Here is a 25,773-nt window from a genome sequence, read left to right as displayed (position 1 = left end):
AAGGGGCGTCCGTATCGCCCCAGCAGAGCCGGATGCGTGTGAGGATGGGGGCATGTCGCACGGCGAGGAACTGTTCGCGCTCGGCGGGGACGTGACGACGGAGCCCAGCTTCGAGTCCGCCCTGCGGGGATACGAGAAACGGCAGGTCGACCGCTACGTCGCTCGCGCGGAGCACGAGATCGCGGCGTTGACCACCGAGCGGGAACAGGCATACACCCAGATCCACAAGCTGGCCGGTCAGGTCGAGGTGCTCCAGCGCGACCTGGCCCAGGTGCGCAAGCAGGCGGCGGTGGTGGACCGGGCGTCGTTCCGGCACCTGGGTCCGCGCGTCGAGCAGATCCTCACCATGGCCGAAGAGCAGGCCGACGACATCCTGGCCGCCGCCAACGAGGAGATCGAGGCCCGCCGCGCCGCCGCCGAGCACATCGTCGAGGAGGCCCGGGAGCAGGCCAACCAGGCGCTCAAGGACTTCGAGATCGCGCTTGCGGCCCGCCGGACCGAGGAGGAGCGGCACACCGCCGCCCGCAAGGCCGAGGCCGAGGCCACGCTGAAGGCCGCCAAGGACGAGTCGGCGAAGCTGCGCAAGGACGCGCAGGACGAGTCGACGAAGCTGCGGACGGCAGCCCAGGACGAGGCCGAGAAGCTGCGCCGGACCGCCCAGGACGCGCTGGCGAAGGCCCAGCAGGAGGCCACCCAGCTCCGCGACACCGCCAAGGAGATCCACTCCCGGGCGCAGCAGGAGGCCGCGCGGCTGCGGGAGTCGGCCAAGGAGGCGCTGGCCAAGGCCCAGCAGGAGGCGAACCAGCTCCGCGAGGCGGCCAAGGAGGTGCACGCCAAGGGCCAGCAGGAGGCCAAGCGGCTCACCGACGCCGCCGCCGAGGCCGGCCGGGCCACGCACGCCAAGGCGCTGGCCGAGGCCAAGAAGATCGTGGACGACGCGGAGGAGGCCGCCAAGGCCACCCGCGGCCGGGCCCGCACCGAGTCCAACCGGCTCACCACCGAGGCCGCCGAGGCCGCCAAGCGCAACCGCGCCGAGGTCGAGGCGTACGTGCAGCGCATGCGCACCGAGACCGAGGCGTACGTGCAGCAGGCCCGCGCGCAGACCCAGCAGGAGCTGGGCGCGTGGCGGGCCGGGGTGGAGAAGGAGGTCGCGGAGCGGCGGGACGGCGCGGAGAAGGAGCTGGCCCAGCGCCGGGCCGCCGCCGAGCAGGAGTTCGCCAAGCGCCGCGACGAGCTGGACAAGCAGCACGCCAAGCGGCAGGAGGAGCTGGAGCAGGCGTACACGACGCGGCGCGACGAGATCGAGCGCACCGCCGCCGACGTCCGGCAGGCCGCCGAGGCCGACGCGCTGAGCATGCGGCAGCAGGCCGAGTTGGAGGCCGCGGAGCTGCTGCGCCGCGCCGAGGCGGACGCCGGCGCGCAGCGCCGCAAGGCCGACGAGCACGTCGCGGCCTCGCGACGCCAGTTCGAGGAGTACGCGGCCACCACCCAGCAGCACCTCGCCACCACGCAGCAGCACCTGGCCGCCACGCAGCAGGAGGTGGCCGCCGGCCGGCAGCAGCTCGCCGGGGTCATGCTGGAGATCGCCAAGGCCCAGCAGGAGCTGGCCGACCTGCGTACCGAGACCTGGAAGTCGCGGCAGGAGTCCGACGACCTGCAGCGCCGCCTCACCGACCTGCGGCGCGACGCCGACTCGGCCGGGATCGCGGCCACCCCGGTCGACCCGGACGACCTCGCCACCGCCGCCTCCGTCGGCCGGTCCACCGGCGACGGCACGCCGGCGGGAGAGGGCACGCCGGTCACCGGCGGCGCGGAGAGCCCCGGCGACACCCCGGCAGGCGGCGGTGCGCCGGTGGCCGCGAAGGGCACCGCCACCGCGGTCCCCAACGGCGCCGGGCCGGCCAAGGGTGACGGCGAGCCCGCCGACGCGGGCAAGGCGAAGCCGGTCGGCGAACCGGTGACCACGATGGACTCCCCCGCCGGCGCGGGCGTCGACGGGGAGCCCACTGTGGCCGCCGTACCGGGCGAGGGCGGCCGGGGCGCCACCCCGACGAAGATCACCAGCACCGGCGAGAACGGCAAGCGCCCGACCAAGCCGACCACCGACGAGCGCAGCGCCAAGCCCAGCACGGTGACGGTCGACAAGGACTGATCCACCCGCCGCGCCGGATCGGGGAGGTGGTGGCATCCGCCCCACCCGGACCACACCACTTCCCCGAGCTGGCGGGCCCAGCGCCACGTCGGCGAAGGGGCGGCATCCCACCCACCCGGACCACACCACCTCCCCGAACTGGCGGGCGGCCCGCGCCAGGGCGGCCCGGCGAGACGGCCCGGCGGGTGGCGGTGGCGGGATGGTCGGGGCGGACGGCGGCGACTACCCTGCGGGCAGAGGGCCGTGCGTCGGCCGTGGACGTCAGCGGCGAGCGAGCCGGGCAGCGGGGAGGCACGGGTGTCACAGGAGGGTTCCGCGGCCCGGGACGACGAGCCCGCGGACGGGAAGACCTCCGGCGGCGCGAAGCCCACGAGCGACACCACGGGCACCGCGAGTGAGACGACGCGCACGGCGGAGCATGCGCGGACCGGCGTGAGCAGCGAGCGGCCCGTCGACGTCGAGCCGGGTGAGTTCGAGCCGAGCGGGCGCTTCGGCGTACCGGGACGCCCGCTGCAACGCAGCGCCTTCCTGGTCGGGTTCACCGGCGCGCTCGGCGTGCTGCTCGCGTACGCGTTGTTCCTGGGCATCCGCAACGCCGCCGGCATCCTGGTGCTCGTGGTGATCGCGCTGTTCCTCGCGGTCGGCCTGCACCCCGCGGTGGTCCGGCTGCGCAAGTGGGGCGTGCCGCGCGGCCTGGCGGTGGCGGTCGTGACGCTCACCCTGCTGCTGCTGATCGTCGCCGGGCTGCTGGCGCTGGTGCCGCCCGTGGTGACCCAGTCCGGCCAGTTCATCCAGCAGCTACCCGGGTACGTCGAGGAGCTGCGCCGCAACCCCACAGTCAACGACCTGGTGATCCGGTACGACGTGATGGAGCGGGTCCAGGCGGCGGCGAACGCGGACAACGTCGGGCGGGCGCTCGGCGGGGTGCTCGGCGGCGCGCAACTGATCTTCGGGACGGTCTTCCGCCTGCTCACCGTGCTGGTGCTGACGATCTACTTCCTGGCGTACTTCGACAAGCTGCGCGAACTCGGGTACGCGCTGGCGCCGCGCTCACGCCGGGAGCGGGTCCGGCTGATCGGCGACGAGATCCTCACCCGGGTCGGCGCGTACATGGTCGGCGCGCTCGCCATCGCGGTGCTGGCCGGGGTGAGCACGTTCGTGTTCGCGCTGGCGGTCGGTCTGCCGTACCCGTTCGCCCTGGCCGTGGTGGTCGCGGTGACCGACCTGATCCCGCAGATCGGCGCGACGCTGGGCGCGGTGGTGGTGACGCTCGTCGGGCTCGCCACGGACCTGCCGGTGGGCATCGCCTGCCTGGTGTTCTTCGTGATCTACCAGCAGGTGGAGAACTACCTGATCTATCCGAAGATCATGCGCCGGGCGGTGTCGGTCAACGAGGTGGCCGCGTTGCTGGCCGCGCTGCTCGGGGTGGCGCTGCTGGGCGTGGTGGGCGCGCTCATCGCGATCCCCACGGTGGCCGCGTTGCAGCTGATCCTGCGCGAGGTGGTGCTACCCCGCCAGGACGCCCGCTGACCGGTTACTCGGCCCGCCGCTGGGCCGGGCCGGGCACCGGGGTGTCGGCGAACGCGGCGACCGTGCGGTCGGCGTACGCGCTGACGTCGCCGGTCTCCATCGGGCCGTCCCAGGTGGTCGGCAGCGGCAGCGGTACGCCCGGGGCGACCCGCCGGACGATCTCGTCCAGCACCTTCTCCGCGTCGCCGACCCAGAGGTGCTTGGCGCCGTCCACGCCCACCACCTCGGCCTGCGGCACGGCGGCGAACCGCTCCCGGGCCTCCTCCGGGCGCAGGTAGTCGTCGAACTCGGGCACCAGGGCGGTGAGCGGCTTGCCCGTCTCGGCCCAGACCGTCAGGTCCTCCGGCGCGGAGTAGCGCAGCGGCGGGGAGAGCAGGATCGCGCCGGCCACCGCCGGGTCGCAGCCGTACTTCAGCGCCAGGTCGGTGCCGAACGACCACCCGACCAGCCAGATGTTCGGCAGCTCGTGGAACTCGGCGTACTCGATCGCGGCGGCCACGTCGAACCGCTCGCCGACCGCGCCGTCGAACGCCCCCTCGCTGGTGCCGCGGACGCTGCTGGTGCCCCGGGTGTTGAACCGGAGGACGGCGAGGCCGGCCAGCGCGGGCAGCCGCCAGGCCGCCTTGCGGAACACGTGGCTGTCCATCATCCCGCCGTGTGTGGGCAGCGGGTGCAGGCAGACGAGTGTGGCGGCCGGTTCGCGGTCCAGCGGCCGGGCCAGCTCGCCGACGAGCGTCAGCCCGTCGGCGGTGTGCAGCTCGATGTCCTCCCGGCGGCCGGGCAGGATCGACGACGCGCGAATCGGAGTGCTCACGCCTGCCAGTCTCCCGCGTCGGCGGCCCCGCCGCCCAGTGGGACGGGAACCGGGTGATCCAGATCGCTCAGCCGTAGCGCGGGGCGCCCCGGCCGCGCTGGAGGTTCGGCCCGCGCCGGTCCCGGGCCCGCCAGCAGCCGGAGTGCCAGTGCCGGCGGTCGGTCAGGTCACCCCGGTCGTCGGCCGGCCAGGCCACCAGGTGCGCCACGCCGGGGCGGATCTCCTGGTCACAGCCGGGACAGCGGTACGTCTTGACCGATGCCCCGCCGCTGATCGCGCGTATCTGCCAGTCGCCGTCGCGCCACTGCTGCACTGTCGGCACGCCGTGGCGGGCACGCTCGGCGTCCAGGCCGGGGTTCTCCTCCCGGCGGGCCCGATTTCGACGGGGACTCACGATCCCAGCCTACGGCCCCTCCCCACCGTACTGCCGGTGCCCCGAACCGGGGCGATCTTGGTACGGAACGACCCATGGGCGGGCCGTTCCGTACCAGGAATGCCAGCCGGTCAGGGCCAGGTCTGCGGACGGGTGAGGTCCTTCGCCACCTTCGCACCGCCCAGCACGGTCGCCGCGTCGGCCTCGGTGAAGTTCACCTGGCCCGGGGGTCCGTAGCCGGGGAAAGGCCAGGCGAAGTCGACTGTCAACCGCACCTTCGGCAGGCCGAGCAGTTCCAGGCGGTTGCCGTCCGGATACCGGAAGCCCGGACGGCCACCCAGGTCGCGGTTGCTGGCGCGGCCCGTGTCCTCCCCCATCTCCGCCCCGTAGACCAGCTTCATCCACATGTTCGAAGAGGGTGCCCGGAAGACGGTGAGCTGAACCGTGAGGCCCTTCGGGAAGGCGGCCGCGTCCACCGAGCATCCCGTCACCGCCGCGTTCGCCGGCAACGTGGTCGGTCGGACCGGCCCGGTGCATCGCCGGGCTTCGTCCCAGCGCACCAGTCCGGCCACCCGGTCCAAGGCGGCTACGTCACCGCGAAGCGTGGCCGCGCGGGCGTAGAGGCCGGGGAAGGGCTGCCACGACTTGACCAGACCGTCCGTACCGGCGACGCGCAGCACGCCACCGTCGAAGGTCAGCCGGCCGCTGACGGCCTGCACCGGGAAGCCTTCGATCGAGGTGTCGTCGAGGGTCTTCGCCACCGGGCTGACCTCGAGCAGGACCGGGTGTCCGTCACCGACGCTGAACCGGATCGACTCGACCAGGTTGGAGCTGTGGACGGACCAGCCCAGATAGCGGGCCCGGGTGGTGTCGACGCCTAGGTGCAGCACCTGCGGGTCGGTACCCACCAGATCGGGACGCTGAAGCGCCCCGGGCACCCCGTCGGCGAGCGGCGGCACCGGCGGTGGCGCCGCCTCCGGGGTTGCAGCCGTCCAGGGCATCCGCCCGGCCAGCCCGCCCACGTCCGCGCGTATCGCGCCGGTGAAGCCGAGCACGCCGACCAGGGCGAGCGCGGTGCCGGCGGTGAGTCGGCGGCGTACCTGCCGGCGCCGGCCGAGCGCGCGGGAGCGACGCAGCAGGCGTCCGGTGTCTGTCTCGCCCTCGGCGTGCTCCCGCAACACCGAGACGATTCGCTGGTCGAGGTCGGTCACGGCCGGCTCCCCTTGGTCATCGGGACGCCGCAGCGCTCCCGGAGGTGGGCGAGCGCCCGCATCGCGTGGGTGCGGACGGTGACCGGGGAGCAGTCGAGGATCTGGGCGATCGTGGCGTCGTCCAGGTCCTCGTAGTAGCGCAGCACCAGCACGGCGCGCTGGCGGTCCGGGAGGGCGCGGATCAGCCCCCACATCTCGTCCCGGTCAGCCGCCTCGCCGCTCAGGTCTCCGCGTTCGGGCCGGTCGGCGAACGTGTCCACCGCCAGCTCGCGGCTGGACCGCCGCCGCCACCAGGACGTGTTCGCGTTGACGAGCATCCGGCGCACGTACACGTCGGGCCGGTCGACCCGGGCGATCTTCCGCCAGTGCACGTACGCGCGCGCCAGCACGTCCTGGGTCAGGTCCTCGGCGCGGTGCGCGTCGCCGGTCAGCAGCCGGGCCAGACGCAACAGAGCCGGGCCGCGGCTGCCGACGTACTCCTCGAAGGTCACACCCCGAAGACGCCGTCACCGGGCCCGGCTGTTGACAGCGGTCAGCGCCGGGTGTGGTCGCGGAACCCGCGGCCGGACTTGCGTCCCAGATAGCCGGCCGTGACCAGGTGCTCCAGCAGCGGCGCCGGGGCGAAGCCGGGCTCGCGCAGTTCCAGGTACAGCTCCCGCTGGATGGCCAGCGAGACGTCCAGGCCGACCACGTCGAGCAGCTCGAACGGGCCCATCGGGTAGCCGCAGCCGAGCTTCATCGCGTAGTCGATGTCGTCGGCGGTCGAGTAGCTGGCCTCCAGCATCTTCACCGCGTCGTTCAGGTACGGGAACAGCAGCGCGTTGACGATGAAGCCGGACCGGTCGCCGCAGACCACGCCGGTCTTGCCGAGCTTCGCGCAGACCGCGCGGGCGGTGGCCGACGTCTCGGCGGAGGTGCGGATGGTCTGCACGATCTCCACCAGCGGCATGATCGGCGCCGGGTTGAAGAAGTGCAGGCCGACCACGTCGGCGGGGCGCTGGGTCGCCATCGCCACGTCGATCACCGGCAGCGACGAGGTGGTGGTGGCGAGCACGACGCCGGGCTTGCAGATCTCGTCGAGGCTGGCGAACAGCGCCTTCTTGACGCTCAGCTCCTCGATCACGGCCTCGACCACCAGGTCGACGTCGGCCAGGTGCTCCAGCGTCGCGGACCAGGTGATCCGGCCGAGCGCCTCGTCCCGGTCGGTCTCGCTGAGCTTGCCGCGTACCACGCCCTTGTTCAGCGAGGTCTTCACCGCCTCGCAGACCTTCGCGGACTTCTCCGCGCCCCGGGTCACCGAGATGACCTCGTAGCCGGCCTTGGCGAACACCTCGATGATGCCGGTGGCCATGGTGCCGGAGCCGACCACGCCGACCTTCGCGATGGCGCGGGCGCCGTCGGCGAGCGCGGCGTCCGCGGCGAGCGGCGTGTACTCGTCGGGTACGACCTTCGGCGAGCCCGGCCGCTCGTAGGTGTAGAAGCCGCGACCGGACTTCCGGCCGAGCAGCCCGGCGGTGACCATCTGCTTGAGCAGCGGGGCCGGGGCGTGCCGCCGGTCCCGGCCGCCGCGCCGGTACATGGTGTCGAGGATCTCGTACGCGGTGTCCAGGCCGATCAGGTCCATCAGCGCCAGCGGGCCCATCGGCAGGCCGCAGCCGAGCTTCATGGCGGCGTCGATGTCCTCGCGGGTGGCGTACCGGGCCTCGAACATGCCGACCGCGTGGTTCAGGTAGCCGAACAGCAGCGCGTTGGCGATGAACCCGGCCCGGTCGCTGATCGTCACGTCGACCTTGCCGAGCCGCTCGCAGAGCGCCTCCACGTCGGCGACCACGTCGGCGGAGGTGACCACCGTGCGGACCACCTCGACCAGCTTCATCACCGGGGCCGGGTTGAAGAAGTGGATGCCGATGACCTGGTTGGGCCGGGTGGTGGCGACGGAGATCTCGGTGACGCTCAGCGAGGACGTGTTGGTGGCGAGGATCGCCTCGGGCTTGCAGACCCGGTCCAGCTCGGCGAAGATCCGCTGCTTGAGGTCCAGGTGCTCGGGCACCGCCTCGATCACCAGGTCCACGTCGTGCAGCGCGTCCAGGCCGACCCGGAAGTCGACGCGCGCGAGCAGGGCGTCCCGCTCGGCCTCGGCGAGCTTGCCCTTGGCGACGGCCCGGTCGGTGGAGCCGGTCAGCGTGACCCGGCCGCGCTCCAGCGCCGCGTCGGAGATCTCGACGGCTGTGACGTCGACGCCGTTGCGGGCGAACACCTCCACGATGCCGGCACCCATGGTGCCCAGACCCACCACGCCCACCCTGGTGAACTCCCGCGCCACGACCGGCCTCCCCTGGCTCGACTCCGCCGTCCGCGACATGAACGGCCGCTAAGGTTATGCGCCGGAGTCTGCCACGTGACGCTGTGTTGTCGAGACGCCGTGGGATATTTCACGCACCGCGCCTCACCCGGTGGCGTTCTCCCCGGCCAGCGCCAGTAGTTCGGCGACGAACTCCGCCGGTCGCTCCAGGTGCGGGCTGTGCCCGCAGCCGGGCAGCAGCACCTCGCGGTACGTCCCGCCGGCCGCCGCGTACCGGTCCAGCACCGCGCGAGTCTGCCCCACCATCGGCTGCGGCGGGCACTCCCCGTCGCCGGGCCAGCCGGGCACCACACCGAGCCTGCCGAGGTACGCCAGGTCGAACAGCGAGGTGTCCGAGACGATCACGTCGGCGTCGCCGCGTACCCAGGTCACCGGCGGCTTGACCGGCACGGCGACGAGCTCGTCGGCGAGCCGGAAGTGGGCCGGGGCCAGCGCGTTGAGGACGCCGCGCGGCCCGGCGGCGGTCCCCGGCCAGTGCGGCGAGGCGACAGCGGTGCCCGGGTAGTTGTCGTCGCCGGTGGCGGTGGTCAGCATGCTCTCCAGCAGCAGGTCCTCGTCGTCGCCGAGGGAGGCCGGGTCGGCCACGTACGCGGCACGCAGCACCGCCCGCGGGCTGGTCGGGCCGTCGGCGCTCCGGTCACCGGCGGCGAGCCGGGCCACGAAGTCGGGGTTCGCGCCGCCCGCGCCGGTGCCGGCGAAGTCGGACGTGGTGGGGGTGCCGTCGAGGTCCCGGGTGCCGCCGAAGCCGTACGGGGACACCGGCGCCTCCAGCAGCAGCCCCGCCACCCGATCGGGCTGGCCGACGAGCAGCCGCATCGCCACGCCGCCGCCCAGCGAGTGCCCGGCCACCACCGGCCGGGCGCCGGGCGCGAACAGCCCCGGGGCGTCCAGCAGCGCGGCCACGTCGTCGGCGAAGTCGTCCAGACCTCGGCTGGCGTCGACCGGCGCGGTGTCGGTCTCGCCGTAGCCGCGCAGGTCGGGGGCGACCACCCGCAGCGTCTCCGGCAGCCGGGCCAGCAGCGGTTCCCAGAACGCGGAGGAGGAGACGTTGCCGTGCACCAGCAGGACCGGTACGCCGTCCGGTGGACCGGCCACGCGGACCGCCTGGGTGATGCCGTTGGCCTGGACCATGTGCCGTGCGCTGCGCATCCGCGCATGCTGGCACGCGCCCCCACCCCCGGTCCATGTGCCCCACAGACACACCGCCCGACGCGCACGTGGCCCACACCCCCGCCGCCCCGCCCTCCCCCTCCCTTCACCGCGTCGATCATGAAGTTGGCGGCGACAAATCGGACGCAGAACGCCGCCAACTTCATGATCGACGAGACCTGGGAGCGCCAACCCCGCCCAGCCCACCCGTCCGCCGGCCCCGTCGCCGGTCCGTCGGCGACCACACCGGCGGCCCATCGGCAGCGGCGATCAAGGAGTTTGTGTCACCGAAGGAGCCCTTCCCGTACCCAAACTCCTTGATCACCGTGAGTGGGCGGGCCGGGGAGGGGCGCCGGGAAGGCGGGCGGGTGGCGGGGCGCGCGCTCAGGCACCGCCGGGCTGAGCGCGCGGGCTGAGCGCGCGGGCCGGCGCGAGGCCGGGGTCAGCGCGGACGCGAGGGCTCAGCGAGCACCGGGAATCAGCGGCCGTCGAGGGTTCGCATGGCCTCGACGGCCCAACGGGTGCCGGCACTCAGCGGCCGTGGAGGGCCCAACGGGCGGGTGCCGGGAGTCAGCGGCCTCGAGGGCCAGCGACGGCCGGGGCCGCTAGCTGACGTCGGCCGGCTGCGCCACGCACGCCTCGATCGGCTGGCGCGGCCCGGGGACGGGCAGCGGCACTGTGGGGCGCTGGTCGCGGCGCATCGCGCCGAAGCTCATCCCGACCGGGTCGGTGCGAGCCACCCCCGGGTCGTAGAGGCGCAGATCGGTGCGGCCGAGCCGGACCACGTCGCCGTCGGCGATCGCCACGCTGCCGGTTACCCGGGTGTCGTTGAGCCAGGTGCCGTTCGTCGAGCCGAGGTCGGTGAGCAGCACCCCCTCCGGGGTGGCCCGGACGGTGGCGTGCCGCCGGCTCAGATGCGGGTCGGCGAGCACGATGTCGGCGGTCGGCGCCCGGCCGATCACCTGCGCCTCCTGGCCGACCCGGAACGTGAGCCCCCGCATCGCCCCGCCCGACACCGTCAGCAACGGCATCAGCTCAGGATGCTCCTCCATGGACAGTCGACCTCCACCCCACATCGCCCCGCGGCGTCAGCCTGCCACCTCACCGTAGTGGCTTGCACCACCGCGCGGTCACCCCCGCGACCCCGGCCGGTCATCTCCCGTTCGCCGTTTCGGACGGCACCTCCGTCGATGCGACGGCTGATCGTCCGCGCAGCGTACGGCGCGTTCGACACCTACCGGCGAGTAATCCTCGGGTCTAGACTTCGGCCATGACCGCTGTACATGTGCCGGGCGCCCCGCTCATCTCCGAGGGTCAATTGGTGTCGACCAGCCCGGCCACCGGCGCCGAGGCGGGCCGATTTCCGCTGGCCACCGAGGCGGACGTGCGCGCCGCCGTCGACCGCGCCCGGGCGGCCGGTGACTGGTGGGCCGGGCTCGGCTTCGCCGGCCGGCGCGACCGCCTCCAGCGCTGGCGCGGCGTGCTCGCCCGGCGGATCGAGGAACTGGCCGACCTGATGCACACCGAGGGCGGCAAGCCGGTCGGTGACGCGGTGGTGGAGATCCTCACCGCGCTGGAGCACATCGACTGGGCGGCCCGCAACGCGCAGCGGGTGCTCGGGCCGCGCCGGGTCCGCTCCCGCCTGGTCCTCGCCGAGTTCAGCGGTCACCTCGAATACCAGCCGTACGGCGTGATCGGCGTGATCGGCCCGTGGAACTACCCGGTCTTCACCCCGATCGGCTCCGCCGCGTACGCGCTCGCCGCCGGCAACGCGGTGGTGTTCAAGCCCAGCGAGTACACCCCGGCCGTCGGCCAGTGGCTGGTCGACAGGTTCGCCGAGGTGGTGCCGGAGCAGCCGGTGTTCCAGGTGGTGCACGGCTTCGGCGCGGTCGGCGCGGCGCTGTGCCGCTCCGGGGTCGGCAAGGTCGCGTTCACCGGCTCGACCGCCACCGCGAAGCGGGTGATGGCCGCCTGCGCCGAGACGCTCACGCCGGTGCTGCTGGAGGCCGGCGGCAAGGACGCGATGATCGTGGACAGCGACGCCGACCTGGACGCCGCCGCCGACGCGTGCGTGTGGGGCGGGATGACGAACGCCGGCCAGACGTGCATCGGCATCGAGCGGGTCTACGCGGTCGACCAGGTCTTCGACGCCTTCGTGGAGAAGGTGGTGGCGAAGGCCGGGCGGCTCACCGTGGGCGCCGACGGCTCCGACCTCGGCCCGATCACCATGCCGTCGCAGATCGACGTCATCCGCCGGCACATCGACGACGCGATCGACCGGGGCGGCCGGGCGGTGCTGGGCGGCCCGGAGGCGGTCCAGCCGCCGTACGTGCACCCGACGGTGCTGGTCGACGTGCCGGAGGACTCGGCCGCCGTGCGGGAGGAGACGTTCGGCCCGACGCTCGTGGTCAACCGCGTCCGGGACGTGGACGAGGCGGTCGAGCGGACCAACGCGCTGCCGTACGGGCTCGGGGGTTCGGTCTTCGGCCGGGCGCGGGCGGTGGCGGTCGCGCGGCGGCTGCGCTCCGGGATGGCCTCGGTCAACTCGGCGCTGACCTTCGCCGGCATGTCGACGCTGCCGTTCGGCGGCACCGGCGAGTCCGGCTTCGGCCGCATCCACGGCGAGGAGGGGCTGCGCGAGTTCGGCCGGCCCAAGTCGGTCACCCGCCGCCGGGCCCGGTCGCTGCTGCCGGCGATGACGTTCGAGCGCACCCCGGCCGACATCGCCCGGATCATCAAGATCGCCAAGCTGATGTACGGCCGGGGCCGCTGAGGCAACGCCTCAGAACAACGTCAGCTCGTCGCGCTCGATGCCGCGCAGCTTGTCGTAGTCGACCACCACGCACCGGATCCCCCGGTCGGTGGCGAGTACCCGTGCCTGCGGCTTGATCTCCTGCGCGGCGAACACGCCGGCCACCGGCGCGAGCAGCGGATCGCGGTTCATCAGCTCCAGGTAGCGGGTGAGCTGCTCCACGCCGTCGATCTCGCCGCGCCGCTTCACCTCGACCGCCACCGCGCCGCCGACCGCGTCCCGGCAGAGCAGGTCGACCGGCCCGATCGCGGTCATGTACTCGCGCCGGACCAGCGTGAAGCCCTCCCCCAGCGTCTCCGGGTTCGCGGCGAGCAGCTCCTGCAGGTGCGCCTCGACGCCGTCCTTGCGCAGGCCCGGGTCCACGCCCAGCTCGTACGAGGTGTCCTGGAAGATCTCCTCCAGGGTGATGCGCAGTTCCTCGCCGGCCTTGTTCACCACCCGCCAGACGCCCGGCGCCTCCTCCAGCCGGCAGGGCGGGCTCATCCAGTTCAACGGCTTGTAGGCCCGGTCGTCCGCGTGGATCGACACCGACCCGTCCGCCTTCACCATCAGCAACCGGGTCGCCGGGGGTAGGTGGGCCGAGAGCCGTCCGACGTAGTCCACCGAGCACTTCGCAATCACCAACCGCACCCGCCGAGGGTAGCCGAGGCCCCGGCGGACGCCGACGAGCGCCACTGGCGTACCGGTGCCATATTGAGATCGTGCTCGAAGTCCTCACCGGTTCCGGTCTGGCCGCCTCGGCGGGCCTGAACGCCTACATCCCGCTGCTGCTGATGGGGCTGCTGTCCCGCTACACCGATCTGGTCGAGCTGCCGAGCGGCTGGCAGTGGCTCGGCAACGGCTGGGTGGTGCTGATCCTCGCCGTCCTGCTCGCGGTCGAGGTGGTGGCCGACAAGGTGCCGGTGGTCGACCACGTCAACGACGTGGTGCAGACGGTGGTCCGGCCGACCGCGGGCGGGCTCGCGTTCGGCGCGGGCGCCGGCTCGGAGACGGTCACCGTGAGCGACCCGGACACGTTCTTCTCCACCCACCAGTGGGTGCCGGTGGTGGTCGGCGTACTGATCGCGCTCGGCGTACACCTGCTCAAGGCCGTCGCCCGGCCGGTCATCAACGCGACCACCGCCGGGGTGGGCGCGCCGGTGGCCAGCACCGCCGAGGACGCGACGAGCGTGGTCATGTCGGTGGTGGCGCTGCTGCTGCCGGTGCTGGTGCTGGTGTTTCTGGTCGCCCTGGTGTTCTTCGTACCGTGGCTGTTCCGCCGCCGCCGGGAGCGGCGCCGCGAGCGCGCCGCTGCCCGCGCGGCCGGCTTCCGCGTCTGACCCGCGCCGACTCCCGAAACCTCTAAAATCGGGGCAAGACACCCAAGGAGGTACGGGAGATGACCGCGTCGTTGGAGATGCCCCGGGTCCAGGAGTGCGCCGTCCGGTCCTGCGCCTACAACCACACGAACGACTGTCACGCGTTCGCCATCACGATCGGCAGCAGCGACCACGCGCACTGCCACACGTTCGTGGAGATGCCGGTGCGTGGTGGTCTCGACCAGTTGGTGGCCCAGGTCGGCGCGTGCTCGCGCGCCGACTGCCGGCACAACGCCGACCTGGAGTGTCACGCCCCGGCCATCACCGTCGGCCCGGACATGGACATGGCCGACTGCATGACCTACCAGAGCCGCTGACCCACCCGCGAGGGCGTTCAGCTCAGCGCGTTGGCCTCGCGGATCACTGTCACCAGCTCGTCGATGATGCCGGTGAGCGCGAAGTCCTTCGGCGTGAACACCCGGGCCACCCCGGCTGCCCGCAGCGCGTCGGCGTCGGCGGCCGGGATGATCCCGCCCACCACCACCGGCAGGTCGCCCCGCCCGGCCGCGCGCAACCCGTCCAGCACCGCCGGTACGGCGGCCAGGTGCGAGCCGGACAGCACGGAGAGGCCGACCAGGTCGACGTCCTCCTCCACCGCCGCCGCCACGATCTGCCCGGCGGTCAGCCGGATGCCCTGGTAGACCACCTCGAAGCCGGCGTCACGGGCGCGTACCGCGATCTGCTCCGCGCCGTTCGAGTGCCCGTCCAGCCCCGGCTTGCCGACCAGCAGCCGCAGCCGGCCGCTGCCCAGCTCCCGGGCGGTCGCGGCGACCCGCTCCCGGACCCCGGCAAGGGTGGCGTCACCGGCTGTCCCGACCGCACCGGCCAGGCCGGTCGGCGCGCGGTACTCGCCGTACACCTGGCGCAGCGCGCCCGCCCACTCGCCGGTGGTGACACCGGCCCGCACGCAGTCCAGCGTCGCGGGCATCAGGTTCGCCGTGGTGGCGGCGTCGGCACGCAGCCGGTCCAGCGCCGCCTCGACGGCCGCCGCGTCCCGGTCGGCCCGCCACCGGCGTACGCCGTCGGTGGCCGCCTCCTCGACGGCCGGGTCCACCTGCTCGACCGCCTCGGCACCCGCAGCGGTCAGCGGCGACGGCTCGGTCTCGGTGAACCGGTTGACGCCGACCACGACGTCCGAGCCGGACTCCATCCGGCGGCGCCGGTCGGCGAGCGAGGCCACCAGCGCGCTCTTCAGGTAACCGGTCTCGACGGCGGTGACCACGCCGCCCATCTCCAGCACCTTCTCCAGCTCGACGCGGGCACCGGAGACGATCTCGTCGACGAGCGCGGTCATCACGTGCGAGCCGGCGAACAGGTCCGGGTACTCCAGCAGGTCCGACTCGTACGCCAGCACCTGCTGCATGCGCAGCGACCACTGCTGGTCCCACGGGCGGGGCAGGCCGAGCGCCTCGTTCCAGGCGGGCAGCTGCACGGCCCGGGCGCGGGCGTCGCGGGACAGCGTGACGCCGAGCATCTCCAGCACGATGCGCTGGATGTTGTTCTCCGGCTGCGCCTCGGTCAGGCCCAGCGAGTTGACCTGGACGCCGTAGCGGAACCGGCGTTGCTTCGGGTCCGCCACGCCGTAGCGGTCGCGGGTGATCTCGTCCCAGAGCGCGCCGAACGCGCGCATCTTGGCGATCTCCTCGACGAAGCGCACCCCGGCGTTGACGAAGAACGAGATCCGCTGGACCACGTCGCCCATCCGCTCGGGCGGCACCTGGCCGGAGTCACGGACGGTGTCGAGCACGGCGACGGCGGTGGCGAGCGCGAAGCCGACCTCCTGCACCGGCGTGGCCCCGGCCTCCTGGAGGTGGTACGAGCAGATGTTCACCGGGTTCCACCGGGGCATTTCACGCAGCGTGTACGCGATGATGTCGGCGGTCAGCCGCAGCGAGGCCGCCGGCGGGAAGATGTACGTCCCCCGGGACAGGTACTCCTTGATGATGTCGTTCTGCGTGGTGCCGGCGCAGCGGCTCAGCTCGGCGCCCTGCTCGGCGGCGACGGTGCCGTAGAGGCCGAGCAGCCACATCGCCGGAGCGTTGATGGTCATCGAGGTGTTCATCTCGGCGAGCGGGATGCCCTGGAACAGCGCCCGCATGTCGCCCAGGTGCGACACCGGCACGCCGACCCGGCCCACCTCGCCGGAGGCCAGCTCGTGGTCCGGGTCGTACCCGGTCTGGGTGGGCAGGTCGAAGGCGACCGACAGGCCGGTCTGCCCCTTCGCCAGGTTGCGGCGGAAGAGCGCGTTGGTGGCCGCGGCGGAGGAGTGCCCGGCGTACGTGCGCATCACCCACGGGCGGTCCCGCTCGGGCAGCCGTCCCGGCATCGCGTCGTCCATGGCCGGAGTTTAAGTTACCGTTCAGTAAAAGAGAGTGTGGAAAACCACACAACCCGATGCCCGCGTCGGTGGGCCGGCGTGCGGCCGGCCCACCGTACGGGTCATTCGCTGCGGGCGGTCTCCGGGCCGGTGATCCGTTCCAGCAGCGGCAGCGTGGCCGCGATGACCGCGAGACAGCCCAGCACGCCGAGGGCCACCACAGCGGCGAACCCGATCCCCGGTACGCGCAGGTCGTACTGCATCTGCGCGCGCAGGAACAGGTGCGCGGCGGCCAGTCCCATCCCGACCGCGACCACGGCGACGGTCAACAGCGGCACCGTGCTCTCCACTGCTACCACCCGGCGCAGCAGCCGTACCGGAGCGCCACTGAGCCGCAGCAGGCTGAACGGCCGTTTCCGTTCGCTGAGGCCGGCCGCCACGGCCACGGCCAGGCTGCACCCGGCGAGCACGAGACCGGCCACCACGACGAGGTCGGCCAGCCGCTGCCAGCCCCGCATGGTGTCGGCGAAGTCGGCCTCGAAGTCGCCGGGCACGTTCGGCGCCACGTAGAACGTCGGGAACGCGGCTTCGAGGACCGTCCGGGCCCGCTCCACCGCGACCGGATCCTCCGCCTCGACCGCCACCGAACCCGCCGGGAGTCCCGCGAGGGCAGCCGGGTCCACCGGGGACGACGGCCAGATCCGGTCGGCCGAGGCGGACTCCCGCCAGGGGATCAGGTCCGGCGGCACCTCAGCGACGCTCGCCCCGGCGGCGCACCGCCCGTACGCGGGCGGGATGTCCGCACAGGCGATCACCCCGGAGTCGCGGCCGTCACCGCGTACCGGGTTCTCCCGGACGAGCACCGGGTTGCGGACGCCGGGAGTCGCGGCGAGGTCGGCCAGCAGCGTGCCCGGCACGGGCGGGTCGTCGGTGAGGACCATCGACAGCCGGCCGGCCTCCAGCGACCCCCGGGGCGCCGGACCGCGCTCATACGTGATCGTCCCCATCACGCCCACGGCCACCGTCGTGACGAACAGCGCGAGCATCACGCCGCTCACCGCCCGGAACCCGGCGGACGGGTTGTCGGCGAGCCGGCGCGCGGCGATCAACGCGGCCGGCCGGTTGGCCCGGGCGGCCATCGCCCGGGCACCGACCATGGTCAGCCACGGGCCGCCGGTGAGCAGGCCGACCATGACCAGCAGCAGCGCGGGCAGGAACAGCGCGGTCTGCCCGTCCGACGTGGGCGGCCGGTACACCAGGGCGAAGCCCAGCCCGGCCAGGCCGAGCGCGAGCGGAATCAGCCGGTACACCCGGGGCGGCCGGGGTGTGACGCGGCGGCTGACACCGAGTGGGGAGATCCGGACCCGGCGCAGCGCGACCCAGGCCGCGGCCGCCGCGCCCGCCGGCACGCCGAGCGCCACCAGGAGGGCCTCCGGCGCGCCGATGGCCATGTCGCCGGGGAAGAACGGCATGCCGGTGAACGGGATGCCGGCGAGCTGCCCGCGGAACGCGAAGAACACCGCGAAGCCGGCCGCCGCGCCGGCCACCGCCGCGAGCGCGGCCTCGACGGCCGCGACCGCCGAGATCTGCCGGGGCGTGGCCCCGACCAGTCGCATCGCGGCGAACCGCTGCTCCCGGCGGGCAGCGCCGAGCCGGGTCGCCGTGCCGATGAAGACGAGTACGGGAAACAGCAGTCCGCCCGCGGCCACGCCGAGGATGAGGTCGATCGCCGCCCTAGGCAGCGGAGCCCGGTTGTCGTCGAGCCGGGTGACCTTGCGAACCTGGTCCAGCTTCCCGACCTGCTCCGGGGTGCCGCCGACCAGGACGAGCAGGGTGTCCGGCGAGGTGAGCGCCGCCGGCCCGACGACGCCGAGGTCCCGGCCCGGGTAGCGGTCGGCGAGCTGGTCGGCGGGGGTGGTGGCCAGCAGCTTGCGCAGCGCCGGGGAGGCGTAGTACTCGCCGGGTCCCGGCGCGCGGGGGACGCCGATCGGCGTGGGCGCGTCCGGACCGGTGGCGGCGACGTCGATGCGAACGATCTGATCGCCCCGGAAGTAGTCAAACCGGGTCGACCACAGCAGCGGGTCGGCGGACCCGCCCGCCGTCTCCTGCGGGTACATCGACGCGTAGCGGGTGAGCTGGGCGTCGGTGGCGTTCACACCGGCGAGCGTGGTGAGCAGCAGGCCGGTGCCGACCGCGACGGCGGCGGCGATGGCGACCAGCCGGACCAGCGCCTCCCGGCCACCGGCGACGGCGAGCCGGAGCGCGAGCCCGATCACGAGGCGACCCCGGCGGGGGCGTTGACCCGGCCGTCCCGCACCATGACCTCCCGGTCGGCGTACGCCGCGATGCGCGCCTCGTGCGTCACCAGGACGACAGTGGTGCCCTTCTCGCGGGCGGCCTCCACCAGCAGCGTCATCACCTCCTCGCCGGTGAGCGAGTCGAGCGCGCCGGTGGGCTCGTCGGCGAACAGCACCCGGGGCTCGGCGACCAGGCCGCGGGCCAGCGCGACCCGCTGGGCCTGCCCGCCGGACAGTTCGCCCGAGCGGCGGTGCTCCATGCCGGCCAGGCCGAGCCGCTCGAACCAGCCCCGCGCGGTGCGCAGCGCCGGAGTGCGGCGGACACCGCGCAGCAGCAGCGGCAGCGCCACGTTCTCCGCCGCGGTGAGTTCCGGCACGAGCTGGCCGAACTGGAAGACGAAGCCGAAGCTGTCGCGGCGCAGCGCGCTGCGGTCGGCCTCGCCGAGCGTGTCGATCCGGGTGCCGTCGAACCGGACCTCGCCGGAGTCGGGGCGCAGGATGCCGGCCAGGCAGTGCAGCAACGTCGACTTGCCGGAACCGCTCGGTCCCATCACGGCGACGACCTCACCGGCGGCCACGGCGAGGCTCGCGCCGCGCAGGGCGGGTGTCTCGCCGAACGCGTACGTGACGTCGCGTGCCTCGATCATCGGGCTCATGGCCGTACCGCCTTTCGCAGGGCGTCCAGCCGGGCGCCCGTCGTCTCGATCCACCGCAGGTCCGCCTCGAGGTGGTAGAGGCCGTGGTCGGCCAGCATCACGTCGACGAGTTCGCCGCTGCGCTTGATCTCGGTGAGTTCGCGCATCCGGCGCAGGTGCGCGGCGCGCTGGGTGTCCAGGTACTCCTCGGCCGGGCGGTCGAGCATCAGCGCGAGCACGACCTTGGTGAACAACAGGGTCTGCAGGTGTGGTTCCGGTTCGACCGGCTCGGTCAGCCAGTGCTCCACCTCGGTGGCGCCCACGTCGGTGATGACGTAGCGCTTGCGGTCCGGCCCGGCGCCGGGAGCGACGTCGCCGACCACCACCTTGCCGTCGCGGGCCAGCCGGCTCAGCGTCGAGTAGACCTGCCCGTACGGCAGCGGCTTGCCGCGTCCGAAGAAGGTGTCGTAGTCGCGCTTGAGGTCGTAGCCGTGGCTCGGTTCGCGTTCGAGCAGGCCGAGCAGGGTCAGGGGAACCGTCATGACCAGAGACTACACCGAGTGTATACCTCGCGTATATAGCTGACCCGGCAGTGGAACGGGCTACCGCACGACGCACACTTGACGTCATGGAGAACGAGCTCGCGATTTCCGTGCGAGGGCTGCGCAAGGCGTACGGCGACAACGTCGCCGTCGCGTCGGTGGACCTGGACGTCCGCCGGGGCGAGGTGTTCGCCCTACTCGGCCCCAACGGCGCCGGCAAGACCACAACGGTCGAGATCCTGGAGGGCTACCGGCAGCGCGACGCGGGCGAGGTACGCGTCCTCGGCGCGGACCCGGCCCACCCGGACGCCGGCTGGCGCTCCCGGGTCGGCATCGTGCTTCAGGGCACCGGCGAGTTCGACGAGCTCAGCGTCATCGAGGTGGTCCGGCACTTCTCCGGCTTCTACCCGGGCGCCGACGACCCGGACAAGGTGGTCGAGCGGGTCGGGCTGGGCGCCAAGGCCAAGGCCCGTACGCACACGCTCTCCGGCGGGCAGAAGCGCCGCCTGGACGTGGCGCTGGGCATCATCGGCCGCCCCGAGCTGCTCTTCCTCGACGAGCCGACCACCGGCTTCGACCCGGAGGCCCGGCGCGAGTTCTGGGAGCTGATCCGGGACCTGTCCGCCGCCGGCACCACGATCGTGCTCACCACCCACTACCTGGACGAGGCCGAGGCGCTCGCCGACCGGGTCGGCGTGATCGCCGCCGGACGGGTGATCGAGGTCGCGCCGCCCAACCGGCTGGGCAACCGGCAGGAGGCGCTGGCGAGCGTCTCCTGGATCAACCCCGACGGCACGCCGGGATCGAGGGAGACCGCGACCCCGACGGCCCTGGTGCACGACCTGGCCGCGTACTTCGGCGGCGAGGTACCGGGCCTGACCGTGACCCGGCCGACCCTGGAAGACGTCTACCTGCGGATGATCGGACACTCATGACCACCACGACGAACCCCGCGGCTCCGGTCACCGCCGCCGCGGCCCGGCGGCCCGGCGCGGGCGCGCTGGCGCTGCGCCAGGGGCGGCTGGAGATCACCCAGTTCCTGCGCAGCCGGGAGTCCGTCGTGTTCACGATGGGCTTCCCGATCATCATGATCCTGATCTTCGCGGCGATCTTCAGCGACGAGATCGCGCCCGGGGTCAGCTACACGCAGTACTTCATCACCGGCATGATCGCGACCGGCCTGATGACAGTCAGCTTCCAGAACCTCGGCATCTGGATCCCAATCGAGCGGGACCGGGGCGTGCTCAAGCGCTACCGCGGTACGCCGATGCCGAAGTGGGTCTGGTTCGCCGGCAAGGTGATCATGGTGGTGGTCATCGGCATCGCCGAGACCGTGCTGCTGCTCGCCGTCTCGGTGGCGATGTTCGACCTGGACCTGCCGCAGACCACCACCAAGTGGCTGACGTTCGCCTGGGTCTCCGTCCTCGGCGTCACCGCCTGCACGCTCTGCGGCATCGCCATCTCGTCGCTGGCCCGCACCGCGCGCAGCGGCTCGGCGGTGGTCACCCCGGTCGCGCTGGTGCTCCAGTTCATCTCCGGCGTGTTCTTCGTCTTCACCAGCCTGCCCACCTGGATGCAGCAGGTCGCGGCGATCTTCCCGCTCAAGTGGATGTGCCAGGGGCTGCGCTCGGTCTTCCTGCCGGACAGCTTCGGCGCCCGGGAGCCGGGCGGCTCGTTCGAGCTGGGCACCGTCGCGCTGGTGCTGGGCGCCTGGTGCGTCATCGGCCTGGTGCTCTGCCTGACCACGTTCCGCTGGACCACCAAGCGCGACGGCTGAGGTGTAAGGAAGGGCCCCCTCTTAACGCCTGCGGTAGAGGAAGGGCCCCTTCTTAACGCGCGCCTGGCGGTGGCACACTCGCCCGCATGGCATCGACGCTGACCCGGCGTACCCTGCTCGGCGCCGCCGCCGGCGTGGCCGGCGCCGTGATGGTCGGCGGCCTCGCCGCCAGGCAGCTCTCCGGCCCCCGCCCGGGACCGGCGCCGGCCCTGCCGGACGCCCCGCCCGGCGACGAGCGGCTGATCCGCATCGCGTCCGGCGCGCGCGGCCGCGAGGTGGACTTCTGGACGGCGGTCCCCGAGGGGTACGGCGACGGCCGCGGCCTGCCCGTCTGCCTGGTGCTGCACGGCGCGTCGGCCACCCCGCGCGACTACGGCCGGTTCGGGCTGGCCCGCTTCCTCACCGACGCGGTACGCCGGGGCGCCCCGCCGTTCGCGCTCGCGGGCGCCACCGGCGGGCGGCTGTCCTGGCGCGCCGCCGGTGACGACGACCCGCAGCGGATGGTGCGCGAGGAGGTGCCCACCTGGTGCGCCCGGCGCGGGTTCGACAGCAGCCGGCTGGCCGTGTGGGGCTGGTCGATGGGGGGCTTCGGCGCCTTGCTGCTCGCCGAGACGTACCCGAAGTGGCTGCGGATGGCGGCGGCCTTCTCCCCCGCGGTGAGCCCCGGCGACGCGGTCTTCACCGACGTGGAGAAGCTGCGCGGCACCCCGGTCGGGCTCTGGTGCGGGCGGCAGGACAACTTCCTCTCCGACGTCCGTGCGCTGGCCCGGGTGCTGCCCGAGGAGCCGGTACGCGCCGCCTGGGCCGACGGGCGGCACAACTTCGGCTACTGGGGCACCGTGATCCCGGACGCGTTCGCGCTGATCGGCGCCGCGCTCAGCCCACCCCGGACGTGAACCGGCACCGGACGTGAACCGCCCCCGGCCGCGCGGGCCGGGGGCGGGACGGGCCGGTCAGTACGAGTAGAAGCCCTGGCCGGTCTTGCGGCCCAGGTCACCGGCGGTGGCCATGCGCTGGAGCAGCTCCGGCGGGAAGAACTTCTCGTCGGCGGTGTCGGTGTAGATGTTGCGGGTGGCGTTGAGCAGCACGTCCACGCCGGTCAGGTCGACAGTGGCGAGCGGGCCCATGGCGTGGCCGAAGCCCAGCTTGCAGGCGGTGTCCAGGTCCTCGGCGGAGATCACGCCGGACTCGACGAGCTTGACCGCCTCCATCGCCAGCGCGCAGATCAGCCGGGTGGTGACGAAACCGGCGATGTCCCGGTTGACCACCACCACGGTCTTGCCGATCCCCTCGGCGAACGACTTGACCGTGTCCATCGTCGCGTCGCTCGTCTTGTAGCCGCGTACCAGCTCGCAGAGCTTCATCATCGGCACCGGCGAGAAGAAGTGCGTGCCGACTACCGACTCCGGGCGCTCGGTGGCGGTGGCGATCTGGGTCACCGGGATGGCCGACGTGTTGGTGGCGAGCACCGCGTCCGACTTGCAGATCTTGTCGAGCGCGCGGAACACCTCGTGCTTGATCTCGATCTTCTCGAAGACCGCCTCGACCACGATGTCCGCGTCGGCGGCGGCCTCCAGGTCAGTGGTCGGGGTGATCCGGCCCAGCGTCGCCTCGACGTCGGACGCCTCGATCTTGCCCTTCTCGGCGAACTTCGTCAGCGACTTCCGGATGCCGTCCACACCGCGCTTCGTGGCCGCGTCGTCGATGTCGCGCAGCGTCACCTGCCAGCCCGCCTGCGCCGCCACCTGGGCGATGCCCGAGCCCATCAGCCCGGCACCGACGACCGCGAGTCGACCCGCCATCTGCTTCTCCCTCGCCGTGTTCTGCAACGTCTGGGAGAACCCTACTTAACGAGGGATAAGCCCCGGCTGTCAGATGGCCAGGTCCGGCTCCTCCGGCGCGGTGCCGCGCTCCACCTCGACGCCGAGTGCCCGCAGGTCCGCCACGAAGTCCGGGTAGCCCCTGTCGACGTGGTGCACGTGCGAGACCTCGGTCAGGCCGTCGGCACAGAGCCCGGCGATGATCAGGCCGGCGCCGGCCCGGATGTCGGTGGCGCGTACCGGGGCGCCGGACAGCCGCTCCCGGCCGCACACCAGGGCGTGGTGACCGTCGGTACGGATCTCCGCGCCGAGCCGCATCATCTCGTTGGCGAACATGAACCGGCCGTCGAAGATGTTCTCGGTGATCAGCGAGCCGCCCTCGCTGACCGCCGCCAGCCCGATCGCCATCGGCAGCAGGTCGGTGGCGAAGCCCGGATAGGGCAGCGTGACCACGTCGACCGCCCTCGGGCGGTCGTCCATGCGTACCCGGAAGGCGTCGCCCCGGGTCTCCACCAGGCCGCCGGCCGCGACCAGCTTGTCCAGCGCGACCTCCAGGTACGCCGGGTCCAGGCCCGTCACCGTCACGTCCCCACGGGTCATCGCGGCGGCGAACGCCCAGGTGCCGGCCACGATCCGGTCCCCCACCGTGGCGTGCCGGACCGGGCGCAGCTCGGGTACGCCGACGATGTGCAGCGTCGACGTGCCGGCCCCTTCGATCCGGGCGCCCATCCGGTTCAGCATCGTGCAGATGTCGACGATCTCCGGCTCCCGGGCCGCGTTGTCGATAGTCGTGGCGCCCCGGGCCAGCACCGCCGCCATCACCAGGTTCTCGGTCGCGCCCACGCTCGGGAAGTCCAGCACGATGTCGGCGCCGTGCAGGCCGCCCGGCGCCTCGGCGATGACGAAGCCGTGCTCACCGGAGATCTCCGCGCCCATCCGGGCCAGCCCGGCGATGTGCATGTCCAGGCCGCGCGAGCCGATGGCGTCGCCGCCCGGGTGCGCCACCCGGACGTACCCCCGGCGGGCCAGCAGCGGACCCAGCACGCAGATCGACGCGCGCAGCCGCCGGACCAGGTCGTAGTCGGCCTCCGCGCCCGGCTGCTCCGGCACGTCGATGAGCACCGAGCGGGACCGCGCCACACCGCCGTGGGCCACCATCGGGTCGACCGGGTCGTCCGGCCCGAAACGTACGCCGCAGCCGAGCCGCCGCAGCACCTCGCCCATGATCGCGATGTCGGTGATCCGGGGCACGTTGGTGATCATGCTGCGGCCGGGCGCGAGGAGCGCGGCGGCCATCAGTTTCAGCGCGGAGTTCTTCGCACCCACCACGTGCACGGTGCCGGCGAGCCGGGCGTCACCGCGTACCCGGATGACGTCGACGTCGTTGACCGCCGGATCTCCCGCGTCCCCCGGCCCCACCGGGCTCGGCCGGGCCGGGATGGTCAGGTCCGGTATCCGTAGGCTGTGCGTCATGGCCGTCCACCTCACGCGCATCTACACCAAGGCCGGCGACGCCGGCATGACCAGGCTGAGCAACAACGAGCAGGTGCCGAAGACCGATCCGCGTATCGCCGCGTACGCGGACGTGGACGAGTGCAACGCCTCGATCGGCGTCGCGCTCGCCCTGGGGCAGCTCTCGGACGAGCTGCGGGCCGTGCTGGAGTCCGTGCAGAACGACATGTTCGACGTCGGCGCGGACCTGGCGACGCCTGTCGAACCGGATCCGAAGTACCCGCCGCTGCGGGTGACCGAGGAGTACGTCGAGCGCCTCGAGGGCTGGTGCGACGAGTACAACGCGCGCCTGAGCAAGCTCGACTCCTTCATCCTCCCCGGCGGCACCGCTGGTGCGGCACTGCTGCACGTGGCACGGACGACCGCCCGGCGCGCCGAGCGTGCGGCATGGGCGCTGGTCGCACACGACCCCGATCGGACCAGTCCCCTCCCGGCAAAGTATCTCAACCGGCTCTCCGATTTGCTCTTTATCCTGTCAAGAACGGCAAATCCGGACGGCGACGTGCTATGGGTACCGGGCGGGAAGCGCTGACCATCGGCGGCCTCCATCACGTGGAGGTCTGGGTACCCGACCTGGCGGCGGCCAGTCGTTCCTGGGGCTGGCTTCTCGGCGAGCTGGGCTGGACGCTCTACCAGGACTGGCCCGCCGGCCGCTCCTGGCGGCTCGGCGCGACCTACATCGTGCTGGAGGAGTCACCCGCGCTCACCGGCCGCACCCACGACAGGCGCGCGCCCGGCCTGAACCACCTGGCCTTCCACGCCGGCCCGCCGGCCGCCGTCGAGCGGCTGGTCACTGCCGCCGGAGAGTACGGCTGGACGCTGCTGTTCCCGGACCGGCACCCGTACGCCGGCGGCCCCGACAGCTACGCCGCGTACCTCACCGACGGGCAGGGGTACGAGGTCGAGCTGGTCGCGGAGACGTGAAAAGGCCGGCACCCCGTTGGTTCGGGGTGCCGGCCTTCAGCTTGTGTCTGTTACTTGTTCGTCTTAGCTGTTCCAGTGCTGGGCGACGAGGTCGGCGGCCTGCTGTTCCCACTGGGCGTAGTGGTCGGGGTAGGCCGACACCTGGACGGTCTGGGCGGCCTTGGTCAGCGGCATGTCCTGCCAGCCGT

At 73.0% G+C, this 25,773-nt stretch carries 24 protein-coding genes; 10 read left to right on the top strand and 14 right to left on the bottom strand.

What is annotated here, in order from left to right:
- The first annotated feature begins 52 nt into the window (after nucleotides 1–52).
- A complete protein-coding gene (locus tag OC439_RS15500) occupies nucleotides 53–2,152 on the top strand; it encodes a hypothetical protein (RefSeq protein WP_262014026.1) in 2,100 nt (699 codons plus the stop codon).
- A 432-nt stretch (nucleotides 2,153–2,584) separates the two neighbouring features.
- Complete coding sequence (locus OC439_RS15495) at nucleotides 2,585–3,682, top strand: AI-2E family transporter (RefSeq protein WP_262014147.1); 1,098 nt, start codon at nucleotides 2,585–2,587, stop codon at nucleotides 3,680–3,682.
- Nucleotides 3,683–3,686: 4 nt separating this feature from the next.
- Here the strand turns inward: OC439_RS15495 and OC439_RS15490 are convergent, their stop codons facing one another.
- From OC439_RS15490 to OC439_RS15460, 7 genes are all read right to left on the bottom strand, one after another.
- The gene (locus OC439_RS15490) at nucleotides 3,687–4,496 is read right to left on the bottom strand and encodes an alpha/beta hydrolase (RefSeq protein ID WP_262014025.1); all 810 of its coding nucleotides are present in this window, start codon (nucleotides 4,494–4,496) and stop codon (nucleotides 3,687–3,689) included.
- Between the two features lie 67 nt (nucleotides 4,497–4,563).
- Nucleotides 4,564–4,890 (bottom strand): hypothetical protein, encoded by a 327-nt coding sequence (locus OC439_RS15485; protein ID WP_262014024.1) that lies wholly within the window; start codon nucleotides 4,888–4,890, stop codon nucleotides 4,564–4,566.
- A gap of 110 nt (nucleotides 4,891–5,000) precedes the next feature.
- Nucleotides 5,001–6,080: a hypothetical protein gene (locus OC439_RS15480; RefSeq protein WP_262014023.1), complete on the bottom strand. Its 1,080-nt coding sequence runs from the start codon at nucleotides 6,078–6,080 to the stop codon at nucleotides 5,001–5,003.
- Nucleotides 6,077–6,571, bottom strand: a complete 495-nt coding sequence (locus OC439_RS15475; protein ID WP_262014022.1) for a SigE family RNA polymerase sigma factor — start codon at nucleotides 6,569–6,571, stop codon at nucleotides 6,077–6,079. The genes OC439_RS15480 and OC439_RS15475 overlap by 4 nt, the downstream gene beginning before the upstream one ends.
- Nucleotides 6,572–6,612: 41 nt before the next feature.
- A complete protein-coding gene (locus OC439_RS15470; RefSeq protein WP_262014021.1) occupies nucleotides 6,613–8,403 on the bottom strand; it encodes a 3-hydroxyacyl-CoA dehydrogenase family protein in 1,791 nt (596 codons plus the stop codon).
- Between the two features lie 123 nt (nucleotides 8,404–8,526).
- A complete protein-coding gene (locus OC439_RS15465) occupies nucleotides 8,527–9,591 on the bottom strand; it encodes an alpha/beta hydrolase (protein ID WP_262014020.1) in 1,065 nt (354 codons plus the stop codon).
- A 605-nt stretch (nucleotides 9,592–10,196) separates the two neighbouring features.
- Complete coding sequence (locus tag OC439_RS15460; RefSeq protein WP_262014019.1) at nucleotides 10,197–10,643, bottom strand: FHA domain-containing protein; 447 nt, start codon at nucleotides 10,641–10,643, stop codon at nucleotides 10,197–10,199.
- Between the two features lie 218 nt (nucleotides 10,644–10,861).
- Between OC439_RS15460 and OC439_RS15455 the strand changes: the two genes are divergently transcribed.
- Nucleotides 10,862–12,364 (top strand): aldehyde dehydrogenase family protein, encoded by a 1,503-nt coding sequence (locus tag OC439_RS15455; RefSeq protein ID WP_262014018.1) that lies wholly within the window; start codon nucleotides 10,862–10,864, stop codon nucleotides 12,362–12,364.
- Nucleotides 12,365–12,373: 9 nt separating this feature from the next.
- On the opposite strand, the gene nucS is transcribed toward OC439_RS15455, so the two are convergent.
- The gene (nucS, locus tag OC439_RS15450; protein ID WP_030503891.1) at nucleotides 12,374–13,033 is read right to left on the bottom strand and encodes an endonuclease NucS; all 660 of its coding nucleotides are present in this window, start codon (nucleotides 13,031–13,033) and stop codon (nucleotides 12,374–12,376) included.
- A gap of 71 nt (nucleotides 13,034–13,104) precedes the next feature.
- Here nucS and OC439_RS15445 point away from each other — a divergent pair, with 71 nt between their 5' ends.
- Nucleotides 13,105–13,722 (top strand): DUF4126 domain-containing protein, encoded by a 618-nt coding sequence (locus OC439_RS15445; RefSeq protein ID WP_262014017.1) that lies wholly within the window; start codon nucleotides 13,105–13,107, stop codon nucleotides 13,720–13,722.
- Nucleotides 13,723–13,781: 59 nt separating this feature from the next.
- On the top strand, nucleotides 13,782–14,078 hold the full coding sequence (locus tag OC439_RS15440; protein WP_043328704.1) for a DUF1540 domain-containing protein: 297 nt from the start codon (nucleotides 13,782–13,784) through the stop codon (nucleotides 14,076–14,078).
- A gap of 17 nt (nucleotides 14,079–14,095) precedes the next feature.
- Here the strand turns inward: OC439_RS15440 and OC439_RS15435 are convergent, their stop codons facing one another.
- From OC439_RS15435 to OC439_RS15420, 4 genes are all read right to left on the bottom strand, one after another.
- Nucleotides 14,096–16,099 carry a protein meaA gene (locus OC439_RS15435; RefSeq protein WP_262014016.1) on the bottom strand — a complete coding sequence of 668 codons (2,004 nt, stop codon included), beginning with the start codon at nucleotides 16,097–16,099 and terminating at the stop codon, nucleotides 14,096–14,098.
- Between the two features lie 101 nt (nucleotides 16,100–16,200).
- Nucleotides 16,201–18,354, bottom strand: a complete 2,154-nt coding sequence (locus OC439_RS15430; RefSeq protein ID WP_262014015.1) for an FtsX-like permease family protein — start codon at nucleotides 18,352–18,354, stop codon at nucleotides 16,201–16,203.
- A complete protein-coding gene (locus OC439_RS15425) occupies nucleotides 18,351–19,031 on the bottom strand; it encodes an ABC transporter ATP-binding protein (protein WP_262014014.1) in 681 nt (226 codons plus the stop codon). Before OC439_RS15425 ends, OC439_RS15430 begins: the two co-directional genes overlap by 4 nt.
- The gene (locus OC439_RS15420) at nucleotides 19,028–19,552 is read right to left on the bottom strand and encodes a PadR family transcriptional regulator (protein WP_091422661.1); all 525 of its coding nucleotides are present in this window, start codon (nucleotides 19,550–19,552) and stop codon (nucleotides 19,028–19,030) included. The genes OC439_RS15425 and OC439_RS15420 overlap by 4 nt, the downstream gene beginning before the upstream one ends.
- Nucleotides 19,553–19,638: 86 nt before the next feature.
- Between OC439_RS15420 and OC439_RS15415 the strand changes: the two genes are divergently transcribed.
- From OC439_RS15415 to OC439_RS15405, 3 genes are all read left to right on the top strand, one after another.
- A complete protein-coding gene (locus OC439_RS15415; protein ID WP_262014013.1) occupies nucleotides 19,639–20,487 on the top strand; it encodes an ABC transporter ATP-binding protein in 849 nt (282 codons plus the stop codon).
- Nucleotides 20,484–21,329: an ABC transporter permease gene (locus OC439_RS15410; RefSeq protein ID WP_210893836.1), complete on the top strand. Its 846-nt coding sequence runs from the start codon at nucleotides 20,484–20,486 to the stop codon at nucleotides 21,327–21,329. Before OC439_RS15415 ends, OC439_RS15410 begins: the two co-directional genes overlap by 4 nt.
- A gap of 86 nt (nucleotides 21,330–21,415) precedes the next feature.
- Nucleotides 21,416–22,225 carry an alpha/beta hydrolase gene (locus tag OC439_RS15405; RefSeq protein ID WP_262014012.1) on the top strand — a complete coding sequence of 270 codons (810 nt, stop codon included), beginning with the start codon at nucleotides 21,416–21,418 and terminating at the stop codon, nucleotides 22,223–22,225.
- A gap of 57 nt (nucleotides 22,226–22,282) precedes the next feature.
- Here OC439_RS15405 and OC439_RS15400 read toward each other — a convergent pair whose 3' ends face one another.
- Nucleotides 22,283–23,131, bottom strand: coding sequence for a 3-hydroxyacyl-CoA dehydrogenase family protein (locus OC439_RS15400; RefSeq protein WP_262014011.1), 849 nt, complete (start codon nucleotides 23,129–23,131; stop codon nucleotides 22,283–22,285).
- A 69-nt stretch (nucleotides 23,132–23,200) separates the two neighbouring features.
- The gene (gene murA / locus OC439_RS15395) at nucleotides 23,201–24,622 is read right to left on the bottom strand and encodes a UDP-N-acetylglucosamine 1-carboxyvinyltransferase (RefSeq protein ID WP_262014010.1); all 1,422 of its coding nucleotides are present in this window, start codon (nucleotides 24,620–24,622) and stop codon (nucleotides 23,201–23,203) included.
- Between murA and OC439_RS15390 the strand changes: the two genes are divergently transcribed.
- Together OC439_RS15390 and OC439_RS15385 are read left to right on the top strand one after the other, a co-directional pair.
- Nucleotides 24,621–25,193 carry a cob(I)yrinic acid a,c-diamide adenosyltransferase gene (locus OC439_RS15390; RefSeq protein WP_013475364.1) on the top strand — a complete coding sequence of 191 codons (573 nt, stop codon included), beginning with the start codon at nucleotides 24,621–24,623 and terminating at the stop codon, nucleotides 25,191–25,193. The genes murA and OC439_RS15390 overlap by 2 nt on opposite strands.
- On the top strand, nucleotides 25,169–25,585 hold the full coding sequence (locus tag OC439_RS15385; RefSeq protein ID WP_262014009.1) for a VOC family protein: 417 nt from the start codon (nucleotides 25,169–25,171) through the stop codon (nucleotides 25,583–25,585). Before OC439_RS15390 ends, OC439_RS15385 begins: the two co-directional genes overlap by 25 nt.
- Nucleotides 25,586–25,773: the final 188 nt, after the last annotated feature.

This window comes from Micromonospora sp. Mcm103, from assembly GCF_024519755.1.
GTDB classification, from domain to species: Bacteria; Actinomycetota; Actinomycetes; order Mycobacteriales; family Micromonosporaceae; genus Micromonospora; species Micromonospora aurantiaca.
The sequence above is the reverse complement of the archived record's forward strand: the minus strand, read 5'-3'. Positions and strand labels throughout refer to the sequence as shown.